Annotated in this window: 16 protein-coding genes; 5 read left to right on the forward strand and 11 right to left on the reverse strand. The window is 58.8% G+C overall.

Annotation, left to right across the window (positions count from 1 at the left end; translation table 11 throughout):
- Position 1 precedes the first annotated feature (1 nt).
- Complete coding sequence (locus tag SD70_RS25290; RefSeq protein ID WP_041050811.1) at positions 2 to 439, reverse strand: DUF1934 domain-containing protein; 438 nt, start codon at positions 437 to 439, stop codon at positions 2 to 4.
- A gap of 791 nt (positions 440 to 1,230) precedes the next feature.
- Here SD70_RS25290 and SD70_RS38625 point away from each other — a divergent pair.
- Genes SD70_RS38625 through SD70_RS38640 form a run of 5 tightly spaced genes read left to right on the forward strand, consistent with a single transcriptional unit; the run spans position 1,231 to position 3,665 of the window.
- Entirely contained in the window at positions 1,231 to 1,596 is a 366-nt protein-coding gene (locus tag SD70_RS38625; RefSeq protein ID WP_231571524.1) for an Ada metal-binding domain-containing protein, read from the forward strand.
- Between the two features lie 5 nt (positions 1,597 to 1,601).
- On the forward strand, positions 1,602 to 1,811 hold the full coding sequence (locus SD70_RS38630; RefSeq protein ID WP_231571530.1) for a helix-turn-helix domain-containing protein: 210 nt from the start codon (positions 1,602 to 1,604) through the stop codon (positions 1,809 to 1,811).
- A 36-nt stretch (positions 1,812 to 1,847) separates the two neighbouring features.
- Entirely contained in the window at positions 1,848 to 2,399 is a 552-nt protein-coding gene (locus tag SD70_RS25300) for a methylated-DNA--[protein]-cysteine S-methyltransferase (protein ID WP_041050813.1), read from the forward strand.
- Positions 2,380 to 3,180 carry a hypothetical protein gene (locus SD70_RS38635; RefSeq protein ID WP_052487865.1) on the forward strand — a complete coding sequence of 267 codons (801 nt, stop codon included), beginning with the start codon at positions 2,380 to 2,382 and terminating at the stop codon, positions 3,178 to 3,180. The genes SD70_RS25300 and SD70_RS38635 overlap by 20 nt, the downstream gene beginning before the upstream one ends.
- Positions 3,177 to 3,665 (forward strand): DNA-3-methyladenine glycosylase family protein, encoded by a 489-nt coding sequence (locus SD70_RS38640; protein ID WP_052487866.1) that lies wholly within the window; start codon positions 3,177 to 3,179, stop codon positions 3,663 to 3,665. The genes SD70_RS38635 and SD70_RS38640 overlap by 4 nt, the downstream gene beginning before the upstream one ends.
- A 38-nt stretch (positions 3,666 to 3,703) precedes the next feature.
- Here SD70_RS38640 and SD70_RS33955 read toward each other — a convergent pair whose 3' ends face one another.
- From SD70_RS33955 to SD70_RS25355, 10 genes are all read right to left on the reverse strand, one after another.
- Positions 3,704 to 4,126, reverse strand: coding sequence for a hypothetical protein (locus SD70_RS33955; protein WP_052487867.1), 423 nt, complete (start codon positions 4,124 to 4,126; stop codon positions 3,704 to 3,706).
- Between the two features lie 697 nt (positions 4,127 to 4,823).
- Positions 4,824 to 6,248, reverse strand: coding sequence for an aldehyde dehydrogenase family protein (locus SD70_RS25315; RefSeq protein ID WP_041050814.1), 1,425 nt, complete (start codon positions 6,246 to 6,248; stop codon positions 4,824 to 4,826).
- Between the two features lie 16 nt (positions 6,249 to 6,264).
- Positions 6,265 to 7,182 (reverse strand): DMT family transporter, encoded by a 918-nt coding sequence (locus tag SD70_RS25320; protein WP_041050816.1) that lies wholly within the window; start codon positions 7,180 to 7,182, stop codon positions 6,265 to 6,267.
- Complete coding sequence (locus SD70_RS25325; protein WP_041050818.1) at positions 7,167 to 8,327, reverse strand: mandelate racemase/muconate lactonizing enzyme family protein; 1,161 nt, start codon at positions 8,325 to 8,327, stop codon at positions 7,167 to 7,169. Before SD70_RS25325 ends, SD70_RS25320 begins: the two co-directional genes overlap by 16 nt.
- Positions 8,328 to 8,330: 3 nt before the next feature.
- On the reverse strand, positions 8,331 to 9,053 hold the full coding sequence (locus SD70_RS25330) for a hypothetical protein (protein WP_331436837.1): 723 nt from the start codon (positions 9,051 to 9,053) through the stop codon (positions 8,331 to 8,333).
- Positions 9,050 to 10,588: a TIM-barrel domain-containing protein gene (locus SD70_RS25335; protein WP_041050822.1), complete on the reverse strand. Its 1,539-nt coding sequence runs from the start codon at positions 10,586 to 10,588 to the stop codon at positions 9,050 to 9,052. Before SD70_RS25335 ends, SD70_RS25330 begins: the two co-directional genes overlap by 4 nt.
- A 25-nt stretch (positions 10,589 to 10,613) precedes the next feature.
- A complete protein-coding gene (locus SD70_RS25340) occupies positions 10,614 to 11,132 on the reverse strand; it encodes a hypothetical protein (RefSeq protein ID WP_041050824.1) in 519 nt (172 codons plus the stop codon).
- Between the two features lie 92 nt (positions 11,133 to 11,224).
- Positions 11,225 to 11,938 (reverse strand): hypothetical protein, encoded by a 714-nt coding sequence (locus tag SD70_RS25345; RefSeq protein ID WP_156158184.1) that lies wholly within the window; start codon positions 11,936 to 11,938, stop codon positions 11,225 to 11,227.
- 16 nt (positions 11,939 to 11,954) lie between these two features.
- Positions 11,955 to 13,064: a M24 family metallopeptidase gene (locus SD70_RS25350; protein ID WP_156158185.1), complete on the reverse strand. Its 1,110-nt coding sequence runs from the start codon at positions 13,062 to 13,064 to the stop codon at positions 11,955 to 11,957.
- Between the two features lie 5 nt (positions 13,065 to 13,069).
- Positions 13,070 to 14,281, reverse strand: a complete 1,212-nt coding sequence (locus tag SD70_RS25355; protein WP_041050826.1) for an ROK family transcriptional regulator — start codon at positions 14,279 to 14,281, stop codon at positions 13,070 to 13,072.
- Positions 14,282 to 14,284 lie beyond the last annotated feature (3 nt).

The raw sequence follows: 14,284 nt of genomic DNA on the forward strand, positions 1-14,284 counted from the left end.
CTCATATCGATCGTTCCTCCTGAATCGTCAGCTTGACGGTGTACGTGCCGGCCGGCTCCCCGGCTATTTCCAGGTCGTAGCGCAGCAGGGCGGTGCCGTTCGGTCCGCGCATGGAGCTGCGCACGCTGCGGGTGTTCACCGCGAGCTCCAGCTTGCCTTGCGCTGTTTCGTAGTAGCCGATTGTGCGCTTCCCGGGGATGAACGTTTGTTCGGAGCGCACTTCCCCTTGGCGTATAATTTTGACCGCGTTCGTCTCCAGCTTGATGACGGTCGTCGTACGGCCCAGCTCGGCCGCAGGCTCGGGGTAGCGTACGTAGGCGTGTCCGCCCTTCGCGTACCAGTCGCCGACCGCCTCTTGCCCGATCCGCTGCCCGCCGCTGCGGCTTTCGACGGCGATGCGGACGCGTACCGGTCCGGGCCGCGCTTGTTCCGTCATCATGATGGCGACACTCCCAGCGCGAAATAAGTTAGCTATAGTGTATAGCATAAACGCGTCAAATTCAATGTCCGCAAGGCGGCGTTGACGGTTCGGGAGGCGGGGGGCGGTTCGGGGCGGGACAAGCAGCGAATGCTCGGCAGAGGCGGCGTTGGCTTAGGAGGGGGAGCAAGGCGATAGCGTGGGCAAGGAGCGGTCGCCTGCCAGAGGCGGCGATGGTTTGGGAGGGGGAGTGGAGTGATAGCGCGGGGCAAGGAGCAGATGCTCGGCAGAGGCGGCGTTAGTTGTTCGGAAGGCGAATGCGGTTTGGCGATGGCGGGTGCCATTGTAAGCTTAATTTGCGAGGCATAGACATTGTGAACTCCTTCTCGTCGGGTTCATCGTCTCTAGTGAACGTTTCGGACGATATCGTGCACCCCAGAGAAACTGGGGACGAGCTATTTCGGTTTAGCTGGAAAACCTCCCGTTCTTTTCTTCGCGCCACCTGATTATGGTCCCTTTGCAGGAAAACCTCCCGCTAATTTTACCATTTTTCCGAATTTTCGTGCGCAGTCACAATCATAGATGGAGCTTTTCCAGCTAATCTCTCCATGTCGCTTTTCTCCTCTCATTCAGCGGTACTTTTTCCTGTTAATGCTATAGCCCCGGGTAGAAAAACGGTGCCGATTGCTAGTTCCACGAATGAAGAGGACTGTCGAAATGTTGCTGTCGTATCCCGAAAAGCTTGGAACGGCAAGGCGTCGGGGGTATACTGTGCAATGTAAGGAATCGCCTTGCTGCGAGGAGGGCTAAGTGTGGATACGGAGCTGTTCGAGAAAGTATACGACTCGATCGTGAAGAAAGAGTCGACTTACGACGGAATTTATTACACGGGCGTTAAAACGACGCGGATCGTCTGCCGGCCTTCCTGTCGCGCAAAAACCCCGAAGCCGGAAAATATAACGCTTTACTCCAGCGTACGGGCAGCCATCCGGGACGGCTTCCGCCCTTGCAAGCGATGCAAGCCGGAAACGCCGGGCGCACTCGGTCCCGACGCGATGCTGGCGGCGCAGACCGATGCCGTCATCGCCGCCGGCTACGGCGAGCGGGTCACGCTGCAGACGATTGCGCAGCAACTGGCGATCAGCCGTATCATTTGCAGCGGACGTATAAGCGCGTAACCGGGATGACGCCGATGGAGCGGCTGCATGAGACGCGGCTGGCGGCAGCAAGACGGCTGCTGGCGGAAGGAGCGATGCCGGTGCTAGAAGTTGCGGGTGCGGTCGGGTTTCGGAGCGCATCGCATTTTGCCGTGTGGTTTCGGGAGCAGACGGGCATGTCGCCGACAGCCTATCGCGAAGCAAGCGGCGAAATCGCCGAAAGCAAGGAACACTAAGGCCGGATATTGATATTAAGGAAAGGGAGATATTGGATGAGGCAGCAATTCATGTGGACGAGGTTGGAGCTTGGCGGCCAGAGCTGGCTTCTCATGGCGACGGAACGAGGCGTATGCCGGGTTGTGTTCCCGCATGAGGGACTTGAGGATTGGCGCGGCTGGATCGAACGGGTTGCACCGGGAATCGAACCGCAGGAAGATGCGGCGGGGCTGCGGAGAACTGGCGTGACCGAGCGGCTGCAGGCGTATTTTGCCGGGGAGAAAGTGTCGTTTTCGGAAGTGCCCCTCGATCTGATCGGAACGCCGTTTCAGCAAGAAGTATGGACTGCACTCGGACGCGTGCCGTACGGTGAAACCCGCACGTACCGCGACATCGCCGTTGCCGTCGGGCGGCCGCAGGCGGTGCGTGCCGTCGGCGCGGCGAACGGCGCCAATCCGGTGCCTGTGCTGCTGCCTTGCCACCGGATCGTCGGGGCCGACCGCAAGCTGACGGGCTTTCGCGGCGGCCTCGCCATGAAGCGCAAACTGCTCGAGCTCGAGCGCATCGAAGGCGTGGAGGACGGCGGCCATGCGCGATTCCGGTTTTGAGCTGGAAGTGCGCCAGCCTTTCCGCTTCGAGCAATGCCTTGAGTATATGACGAGGTCGCCGCTCGAATGCTTGTACGAGGTGCGCGAGGGGCGGGTTATAAGGCTGGTGAAGATTCCAACGACGGCGGCTGACGAGGCTGCGCCGAGCGGCATCGCTACGGAGGGCGGCGGTCCGTTGGGCGGGGCTGGGATTGGCGGTGCTGTAGTTAGCGGCGGTGCTTTGGGTAGAGCCGCGACGGATGGAGTGCGGGCGAGCGGAGCTGCGTCAGGCGGCGGTCCATCAGGCGAGGCTGCGTCGGTCGGTGCGCAAGCCGGCGGGATTGCAGCGGGTTGGACACAGTCAGACGGCGGTACGTTGAATGAAGCTGCGGCAGGCTGCGGCACTTTGGGTAAAACCGCGCGGGACGGAGTACAGTCGAGCGGCGATGCGTTAGGCGGCGGTCCGTCGGGTAAAGCCGCCAAGGATGAAACGTCGCCCATAATAGGCGCCGATGGAAGCGCTGCAGGCCGCAGCATTTTGCTGGAGCTATCCTGCCCGGACGACCGGGTGCTGCGCGTTCGTTTCCTGCAGGGTGAGCCGCAAAACGAGCATGAGCTGGCAGCCATACAACGCTATATCCGCGAGTGGTTTGATCTGGACCGCGATCTGGAGCCTTGGCATCGGCTAGCTTCGGGCGATCCTGTACTCGGCGAGCTCGCCGAGCGGTTTACGGGCTGCGGATCGTCGGCATCCCGGACCTGTTCGAGGCGCTCTGCTGGGCGATCGTCGGCCAGCAGGTGAACCTGGCCTTCGCCTACAAGCTTAAGGCCAGGCTGACCGAGGCTTACGGCGAAAGCGTGCTCTGGGAAGGCCGGACGTACCGGCGCTTCCCGGAGCCTGCCGCACTCGCCGGCGCGGACGCCGCCGAGCTGCAGTCGCTGCAGCTCACGCGCGCCAAGGCGGCGGCCGTGCTCGAGACGGCCGCCCTCATGAGCCGCGGCGAGCTGTCGCGCGCCGGGCTGCTGGCGCTCGGCGACTTCGACGCCGCCGAGCGGGAGCTGGTGCGCGTCCGCGGCATCGGGCCGTGGACTGCGCACTATGTGCGGATGCGCTGTCTGCGCGATCCGCGCGCTTTTCCCATCGGCGATGTAGGACTGCAGAACGCCGTCCGGGAGCAGCTCGGCATGGACCGCAAGCCGACCGCGCAAGAGCTGCAAGAGCTGTTTGCGAATTGGGCGGGCTGGGAGGCTTACGCTACATTTTATTTGTGGCATAGTTTGTATTGAAGGGTAATACGGCTTAACGCAATGACAAGGGCGGCTCGCTATTGAGCCGCCCAACTGTCGAATGTTTTTTTCGATTTTCCTCGCTCGTTCTTCCAGTTCCGCATGTTGCCGATCATGCGTCCGCAAGACGCAATCGAATCCCTCGGCGAGCTGATCCCCGTACCTAAACTGCATTCCACTCTGTCGATTTTGGCATCCAGCTCCTGCTCAACGCCGACGATTTTGGCGTCTAATGCATCCACCCTCTGCTCGACTCCATCGATCCTGCTACTCAACCATTGCTCCGCGCCATCGATCTTAGCATCCAGTCGTTGTTCCACGCCATCAAACTTAGCATCCACCCTCTGCTCGACTCCGTCGATCTTCGCATCCTGCCCCGACATATCGCCGCGTATCGCTTTGATTTCTGCGTTCATTTCCCGAAGCAAATGAAGCATTTCCGCCGCTTGCCGGCCGTTCACGCGATCACTCTCCCATTACTGTCAATTCTCTTATTTCTTGCCAGCTTGAATACCTAGAATCTTGCGCTATCCATCGCTTTGCCGATTGCCTTTTACGAATTGACGACATATGACTTGCCCATCATCAATATTAGCTCGGTTACAACAGTCGGAGAATCGAGTGCCATGTCGATGCGTAGCAGAACTCCCTCCGCCGATCTCATTCTTACCATTTTTGCGATGAAAAAAGACGGTCAATTATGACCGCCCGCGTAGTTTTACTCATTTTTATCCTGCTAACTGCATCGTTTCGGTTCATGGTCCGCATACCATAGTCCCTCCGCCACGGTTAGCGGAAATCTGTTCCGTTATCAGCTTATTTCCCGGGTATTTCCCGAAAATAGCGGAACGGGAGTACGTTATTTCCACACTTTGGGTGGAATTCGCTCTAATACCGCACCGATAACGGAACTATGTTCCGTTAAAATTGCGCCGCTGCCCTCGATCCGTGAATTAACGGAACTATGTTCCTTTAAGGCCGCAACGGTTTAACCATCAGCGGTGCTTCCTGTTGAAGCCCCCGACCCGTCCCCCCCACATGTGACAGACACTCCACACCAAAGTCCGACCGTTGTCGGCCTAACGCATAGCAACGCAATCACCGGATCGTTCCAGAGGTGCCTCAAATCACCGTTCCTGCAACGGCCCGCATGAACTACTACAATATAACCACCGTCTTGACATCCGTCATCTCTTCCATCGCGTAGCGCGGGCCTTCCCTGCCGATGCCGCTTTGCTTGACGCCGCCGTAAGGCATGCAGCCGATGCGGAATGCGCAGGTGCCGCCGACAATGACGCCTCCCGTGCGAATCCGCCGGGTGGCTTCCATCGCAACTTGCAGGTCGCGGGTCAGGACGCCCGCCTGCAGACCGTAATCGGAATCGTTGACAAGCTCGATCGCTTCGTCTAGCGTCCGGTAAGGCACTACACTGACAACAGGGCCGAAAACCTCGCTTCTCATCACCTTCATATCCGGCTTCACGCCGGTCAATACCGTCGGCCACACGAGTGCGCCCTCGCGCTTATTTCCGGTATGGGCCACGGCTCCCTGGGCGACGGCCTCCTCGATCCAGCTCTGCACCCGCTCCGCTTCCTTGGCCGATATCATCGGACCGACCCCGGTGGCGTCTTCGCGCGGATCGCCTACTATCAGCAGCGATGCCTGCTTTGCCAATTCGGCGACGAAGGCGTCGTAAATCGATTCGTGCACATAGGCTCTTTGCAGCGAAATGCATACTTGGCCCGCATTGGAAAATGCCGCTTGTGCGCACGTATTGGCCGCTTCCACCGGATCGATGTCGGAGTGGACGATGGTAGCCGAGTTCGATCCGAGCTCCAGCGCGACACGGCGCAAGCCCGTTCGCTCTTTGATCCTTTTGCCGACGGCTACGCTGCCGGTAAAGCTGTAGAAGTCGATCCGGCTGTCGTCCACCAGCCATTCCCCTACGGTCGGCCCTTCCCCGGCCAAGCAATGCAAATACCCGTCCGGAACGCCCGCTTCCAGCAAAATTTCGCACAGCTTAAAAGCGATAACCGGCGTCTGCGCGGCCGGCTTCAACACGACGGCGTTCCCTGCAGCCAGCGCCGGAGCCACTTTGTGAGCGACCAGATTGAGCGGAAAATTGTACGGGGTAATCGCCCCGACAACGCCGACCGGCACGCGCATCGTATAGCACGTTTTTTGATCAAGCCCCGGAATCGGCAGCACGAACGTTTCCCCATGCAGCCGCTTCGCTTCCTCGGCGGATTCGACGAAAAGGTCGATCGACCACCATACTTCGTTCAGCGCATCGCGCCTCAATTTGCCTGCTTCGGCCACCATGACGTCGGCCAGCTCTTCCGCCCTGCTCCTCAACGCCGCCGCTGCCTTCATCAGCACATCGTAACGCTGCGCAACCGGGAATGGCACGGCAGCCTGGGCCTGCTTCGCTTCGGCGACGGCACGCTCCACATCCTCCTTGCGCGGCTGATGGATGTGCGCATAAGGCTGCCCCGTAAATTTATCCGATACGAGCAGCAATTGGTTCGTTTCCACCCGTTTCCCCGATATGAGCGCGGGGTAGCTCGGAATCGCGCTGTTCATAGTCTCACTCCTCGCGTCAAATTTGCTTGAATTCGCCCCTGGGCTTGGGCTCCTGCACAAGAATAACGCCGCAAAACACAATCAGCATGCCGGCGATCGACCCGAAATTCACGTATTCCCCGAACCAAAACCCTCCGATCAGCGTGTTGAGCACGATGCTCAGCGAGATGACCGGAATGATTTTGGAAATTTCCACGAATCTGAGCGCTTGCGAAATGCACCAGACGGCCAGTCCGTTGAAGCACCCCGCCGCCAATACTTTTAGCGCGCCATCCGCACCGACAGTCGCCCACACCGAAGGCCCGTAACAGAACAAAATGAACACATGCAGACACATGACTCCGGCTGCCGAACCCGCCGCCAAAATGTAAGAGAGCGGCACCTTTTGCCGCAATTGCGAGCTTTGCACGGCGGATGCGCCGGCCCATGCCAGGCCTCCCAAAATGCCGGTGATGAGCCCCCACAAATGGGTGCCGGACACGGACGCACCGCTCGATTTGAACCAGGACAAGAGAATGAGCCCGGCGACGAACAAGGTGATTCCGCCGATCATCATGCGGCTTATCCTTTCGCGCAGGAACAGGCCTCCGAGCACAACCGCCCAGATGGCCTGGCTCTGCACCGCAGGCGAGGCAATGCTCAATCCGCCTTGCTGTACGGCAGCGTAAAACAGCAAATTCCCGATGCAAAATTGCAGCAAGCCATAGGCGGCATTGATCGACCAAGCGCGCCCGGGCAGCCCGGCTCGAAACTTGATCCGATGCCTGACTGCCGCCGCCAGAGCAACGAGCATAAGCGGAGTCGCCTGCAGCACGGTGCCGACGGCGAATTGCGTTTGCACCGAGGCCAGCCGCAGCGACACGTCGGACGATTGAAACAAGATCAGCGCAGCGATGGCCCAATACCAGCCTTTATGCTTCATCGTACGGTCCATTGTTCGGCATCGTAAGGAACCCGGTACGTTTCCAAAAAGCCTTCCCGCAGCGTAAAGCCCAGGCCCGGCCGCTCCGGAACGACAATGGCCCCCTCCTCGAGCGTCAAGCCTTCGGCAAAGATGACGTTATAAATGTCCAAATTCCAAGCCGGAGGTTCATAGGGCAGCTCGAACCACGGACAGTTAGGCAAAGATGCGGCTAGCTGCAAGTTCGTCATGAGCCCGATCGGATTCGACCACGTATGCGGAATAAACTGCTTGTGGTGCGCTTCCGCCAAAGCGGCGGCTTTGCGCAGCTGGAACATTCCTTCGCTGAAGACGCAGTCGCCCTGCAAAATGTGGTAGCCTTCCCGCTCGGCCAATATCCGGAATTCTTCCAGCCCCGTATTTTTCTCTCCGCCGGCGATCGGAATGTCGACTTTGCGCGCGAGCGCAGTCAAACCGTCGTAGTTGTGGCGGGCCAGCGGCTCTTCCAGCCACGCCACATCAAGCGCCTCCAAAGCCCGCGCGACACGCAACGCGACCGGCAAATCCCATGAGGCGGCCATATCGCTCGCGCCCGGCAAATGATCGGCCTGGTTGGCGTCGACCATCAGCGTGATGCCCGATCCGAACGCTTTGCGGATTTCGCGTATTACCTCCAGGTCGTTCTCTGGGTGCGGGTCGTGCATCCGCAGCTTGACGGCCTTAATTCCGCGATCGAGGCAATGCTGGACGTATTGCAATCGTTTCTCCAGGCTGCAAAGCTCGCCTGTGCTGGCATAGACCGGAATTTTTTCGGCGAAGCCGCCCCACAGGCGGTACACCGGCTGGCCGCAAGCTTTCCCGGCCAAATCCCACAGCGCCGCTTCCACCATCCACGGCCAGCCCATCCGCAGCTTGGCGTTGCTGATCGCCGGTCGGATGCGCTCGATCATGAACGGATCGCGGCCGATCAATTGTTTTCGCAGGAACGTATGAATGCCGACTACGTTTTCCCAGCCGGTAGCAGGGCCCGCGCCGATTCCGACGATGCCTTCGTCGCTAACGATTTGCACGATCGTCATTTTGACGGCATCCACTTGCAGGCCGCTGCCCCAGGTCGGGTAAAATGGGGCGGGCAGCGGGCATTTGACCAAATCGACTTTAACGTCTGTAATGCGCATGGTTTACCTCCCGTGCCCGTTCTTATGAATATGCAGCACGATGTCCGCATCCGCTAGGGCGTTGGCCGCACCTGCGCCCGCGCTCGTCTCCGGGAGCCGAAGCTCGATCCACAGCCCGGATTCCCACGCGGAATGATTCCATTCCCATGATAACCCCGCGGTCCCAGCCTCAGGCCAGCCCGAGACGGCGGCAACGGTGCAGCTCGCTTCGTCTTCCTCCGGCAGCCGGATTTTCAGCGCGATGTTCCCGGGCACGACTCCCCGCTCGCGGCTGAAGCTAACGCGTACCGTATAGGCTCCGTCCCCGCCTTGTCCGCCGTCCGACTGCGTAATGTCGACGCCGCCTTGATTGCAGGCTCCCTCGCCCGGCGCCAGCATAAACTCCCAGCGCTCCGTGCCCAATGCTTCCAGCCAGCGGCTCGGGTCGTCGTAACGGCCGATCGTTTGCGCGCCTTCCGGCAGCAGCGGAATGACCGCGCCCGACCGCAGCCATACCGGTGTCTGCAAGAGCGGCGCCCTGACTCTGCCGTTCCAAGGGCCTTCCGTCCGCTGCCCGGTCCACAGGTGAACCCATCCGCCGGCAGGCAAATACACTTCGCGATCGGAGCCTTCGTAAAAGATCGGCGCCACCAGCATATCCCTTCCGAACATATATTGGACGGAAACGCAAGGCAGATTGTGAACGTTCGGATCGTCGTTATAATGAAGCATCATCGCGCGCATCATCGGCAATCCCCGTTCCGCCGCCTCGATTGCAAGCGGATACATATAAGGGAGCAGCGTGTGTGCAGCGACGTGTACATCACGTAATTGCCGAAAGCTTCGCTGTCCATATCCCACGGATCGCGCTCGCCCAGTCCGTGCAGCTCCATACACGGAGTGAAAGCCGCATATTGCGTCCAGCGAATGAAGCATTCGCGGTCCGGCTTGCCGAAATAGCCGCCGATATCGCTTCCCCAGAAAGGAAATCCGCAAACGCCGATGTTCTGCCCCGCATAAATCGTCGCGAGCATCCCGCTTCTCGGCGCAAAGTCGGCCGTCTGGTCGCCCGCCCAAATGCCGGTGAAAGCTTGCGATCCGGCCCAGGCAGAGCGTCCGAGCAAAATGCCGTTGTACTTGTTCACAACCTCGTGCGTTACGCGATTGTATAGAACCGGGTAATAGTTGTGCATCGTGCGTCCGGTGCTGCCGTCGGCAAATACCGCGTCAGCCGGCACCTGCTCGCCGAAATCGGTTTTGATGCCGCGCACGCCGAGCTGCATCAGCCTCTCCACCTGCTCCTGCCACCAGCGGACGGCGCCGGGATGGGTAAAATCGATCATCGAGCCGAGCAAATTCGGGCTGTTGCCGAGCCGGTGAACGTACGTTTGGCCATCCGGCGTTTTCGGGAAATAGCCTTTGGCGTCGAGCTCCTTGTAAATGTTGGTCCAATGGGCGACCCACGGGGAGATCCAGATTACGACCTGGTATTCGAGCCGCTGCGCCTCTTCCATCACCGAGGCAAAGTCCGGAAACTTCTCCGCATGAAACCGGAAGTCGTTCAACTCCTGCTCCCATGCGGCGTCGATCAGCTTGACGGTGCACGGGATGGCGAGTTCCCGTTGCCGCTGTAAATCGAGCATAACCGTCTGCTGGTTTTCCGTCCGCCAGTCGCGCGATTTCCACGCCCCGAAAAACCACGGCGGAGGCAGCGTCGGCTTGCCGACTACGGCCGTATAGCGGTCGATAATTCCCGCGATATCCGCCGACTCGAACCGGTACAGGTTCAGTTCTCCGCTGCTTACTTTCAGCTGCACGCGATTGCCGATATCCGGCGTCGCCATTCTGGCGTAAATCAGCTCGCAATGCTCCAAATAAACACCGTAACCCGCAGATGAGATGTAAAAGGGAATCGGCTTATAGCTCAAGTCGCGGACGCAGCCGTTCTCAACCCATAGGCGAAGCTCCTTGCCGCGCTGATCCAATTCCCCGTACGTTTCGCCGAACCCGTAGAAATGTTCGCCTGCGCCGACAGGATAGTCGCACATTACCCACTCCACCGTGTCCGCAGTTGCAATGCGCCATTGCAGATTCGTCGTACCGGGCGCCAGTTCGCTGACGGTGAGGACAATGCGGTCCTCCGCAGCGGAGGAAGCATAAGTAATCTGCTCCGTGCGCCCATCTTTGCGAATCTTGCTCTCCGCTTCCAGCGCTTGATGCCAAACAAGCTCGCCCTGAACCGATTTGGCGTAACGAAAAGCCGCCACAGACGCAAAAGTCAATTTCGTCCCCTCCCCTCGGCCCATGCTACAACCGGACGCACTCGATTTTCAAAATTTTGCAAAGCTGCTCGAGCTCTGCCGCCACATCGCCGTAAATCATCGCCAAATGGTGCTCCCAGCCGTCGTAAATGAGCTTGTCCATTAACGTTTTCGCGCTTGCGTCGCATTTCACCTGAGCTACGGTGCCGCGCACGATCGGACCGATCTTCAGCGCTTCGCCGGTCGTCACCAGCATGCGGTATTCCCCGTCGATATAGCCGAGCCGAGCCATCGTCACTACGCCGGATTTTAACGGAAACTCGACGTTCAATCCGCCGATGCCGAATTCTTCGCCGAGAATTACTTTTTCCCCGGGGGCAGCCAGGGAGAACGGCGCCGCTCCGCAGTGCCACAGCGTCACTTCGTTGCTTCCGTAATCCGCATGCACAATGTCGGCCAGGAACGGCGGGGAACCGGCGAATTCGCGCATGATCGACGACGTGATCGTGCCCAGAACATCGCCTTCGCAGCCGGTCACGATACCGTCGTCCGTCAGCTTCGACACCGAGCAGCAGGCGGCCTGGCCGTAGCTTTCGATGAACTCCGGCCAGCATCTTACGGATAAAGAAGAAACTTTTTTCTCTTCGGCTTCTTTCGCTAAGGAGCGTACGTTTTGGCAAACTTGTCGATCTTCTCTGTCGGAAGCTCGCCTGCGTTGTGAAACTGCCGGCCGATTTGCTGCATCAGCGTTTCGCGGTGCGATTTGGATACCGTTTCGGCGCCTTGGAACACTTCGTTTAACCCGATATAAACGACCTCGGGGCCGATTTTTTCTTTCAGCGACAAGGCGTCGACAGCCATCGCGTCGAATCCGGGAGTATGCGAGCCGACGAGGCCTACGCGCATTTTTTTCAAATCCCGCGCCACCTCGAACGCCTTCAGATAACGGGATAATTCGGTTGTATCCCCTTCCGGGCTCAGATGCACATAATCGAACGGACGATGGCTGCGCTTCAGCAAGCTGGCCATCAAATGTACGCCGCACAAGGAGTTGAACTGCAGAGCTCCCCCGTCAAACGGCGGCTCGGGCAACGCCCACAGGAGGACGGGCACAGGCAAATCTTTAACAAGCAGCGGCAGCAACTCGCCCGAAGGGAACGTGCCGATTTGCATGATCAAGAGGTCGATACGGCTCGATTTCATCCGTTCGTTGGCGGCAATCGCATCTTGCTTCAGCATGATCATCGGATCGAAGGGGACAACGTTCCCTATGTCAGCAAGCACTTTCTTGCTTACTTCAAACAACCGGCCGGCTTCGTCCGGGTTGAACCCGAATTGCGCGCGCAAGGAAACAAAACCTAGTTGCAGCACGGACATCTCTCTCCCTTTATAAAATTGTATATATGGCAGGTCTGTTCCACGTTTTTCCGTCAATGTCGAAAGCGAGCTGCGGCCAGCGCGCATCTTCGCCGAGCACGACGGGGCCATTATCGCCAACCAAGACCGTATCTTCGGATTTCGTTCCGGCAACGGTCGGATTCCAGCCCCAGGCCGTGCCGATGTTTACTTGCCCAACCGTGTCCGGTCCGACCGAGAACTCCCGCGTGCGGTATCCGGTTTTGCCGCCTATCGTATGTTTCCGCCATTCCTCCGGCCAACCCAGTTGCCGGTATGCCGTTAGCCCGAGCTCGAACAGCTGCTTCAGTTCGGCGCCCGGAACCGTATGCGCGATCAATTGAGCGGCAATGAAGGAGGCGTCATGGTGCCTCTGAACGAGCTCCGGATCGGGCCGGCCCAGATGAACGGACCTGGTTTGCGACACGACGAGGCCGCCCCGGGCTGCGCAGACGGAAATGACGGCGTACCGGTCCAGCTTTTTTCCCGTCGCCAACGGGTGCATATAAAGCGCCGCCCGCTCGTCCGCCGCTACCATCAGCACGTTGGGATTGATGCCGCGGGCGCGGAACAAGCCGGATAGCACGCCGTCGATCTCCAGCTCCGTCATGCCTTGGCGAATATGAGCCAGCAGCTCGTAAAACGCATCCGAAACGTCGCTTGCCAGCTTGGCGTACCGGTCCGTTTCCGGCGGCGTAAGCGGATAAAACAAGCTGCGCAATGGCTCCGCTATCGGAATCACGTTCGGAAACGCCATATCCCCGGCGACAATGTTGTCCGCGTACAGATCTTTCGCTTCGTTGTCGGCCCAGCCCCACCAAGGGTACGAACGGATCTCGCAATCGAGCCTGGCTCTGAGCTCCTCCGTCCACACGCGGTCCTTCTCATTGTCCGCCATGACGCAAACGACTTTGTCCCGGGTTACAAATAAAGCGGCGCCTGTCCAATCCGAAGTAATGTCAATATGGTTGCGGCCGCCGCCGGTTAGCCAGGCGAACAAGTTCGGCGTCTGGATGCGGATCACGTCATACTGCTCGGCTGCCATGAAGGATCGCAGCCTCTTTAGCTTCTCTTCTACTTCTTGCGACTGTCGTATCGTCATGCCGGCTACATCCTCTCTTGTACGTTCAATGCCAGTTCGCCTTTAAAGAACAGCTGAATAATGAGCGATGCCGCCCCCAATACAACGCTGCGCTCGCCGATCTGCGAAGTCAGCATCTGGACGCCTTCGCTCATGCCTTCCAAGCTCCGGTTTAAAGCGACCCGCCGCGTTTCCTCCATGATGTGCGCGCTTAGCGCGCTAGGCCAGCCGCCAAGAACGACAACATCGGGGTTGAACAAATTGATCATATTGGCAATGCCGACTCCCAAATAGGTGGCCATTTCCGTTAAAACCGGCCGCAGATCTACCTTCTGCTCCTTGATCAGCAATGCGACTTCTTCGATGGTTTGCACTTTAGGCAAATCCTGGTCGGCCAGCGCCCGGTTGACCTTATCGATTAAAACCTTCTCGGAGGCCATTGCTTCCAGACAGCCGGAGTTCCCGCACCTGCATTTGGGCCCGTGCAGATCGATCGTCATATGGCCGAATTCCATTCCGGTGTAGCGGGACCCGCGGAACAGCGTGCCGTTGTTGATGATGCCCGCTCCGATTCCGGGTCCGAAGTACAAATACACCAAATTGTTGGTACCCTGGGAAACGTCGCTGCCCATATACTTCTCGGCAAGCGTCATCACTTCCACCGTATTGTCCACCACGACCGGTACGCCAAAATACTCGCTGATCGGCTGTTGAATGGACAAATTGCGCCAGCCCATCGGAGGCGAGAAACGAACCTTCTGCGTTTGATGGTCGATAAGTCCCGGGACGGACAGACCGATGCCGGCAAGCCGGCGCCTGGACGTTTTGCTTTTGCGCAGCATCGATTCCGCAAGATCGATGATGCTCTCGATCACTTCATCCGCCGTCATCCGCATGTTCAGCGGCAAATCGCCTTCATACGCGATGTCGCCGTCCAAATTGCAAATGATGCCGTAAATGCTTTGCGGACGAATGTCCAGTCCCATCACCATGCGCCCCTCCGGACGAAAGGTGAGCAAAATCGGCTTTCGGCCGCCGATCGATTCGCCGACGCCGCTCTCGCTGACGAGCCCTTCGTTGATCAGGCTTTGCACAATCCGAGACACGGAAGGGCCGGTCAGCTTCGTTTTCTTCACCAGATCGGCTCTGGACATTTGTTTATGCGTCTTGATAAAGTTTAAAATCGTGGCGCGATTCACTTTGCTCAGGTCGCTGTGCTGTAACGTTATTTTTTTCATATC

It is taken from the genome of Gordoniibacillus kamchatkensis, assembly GCF_000829455.1.
Taxonomy (GTDB): Bacteria; Bacillota; Bacilli; order Paenibacillales; family NBRC-103111; genus Gordoniibacillus; species Gordoniibacillus kamchatkensis.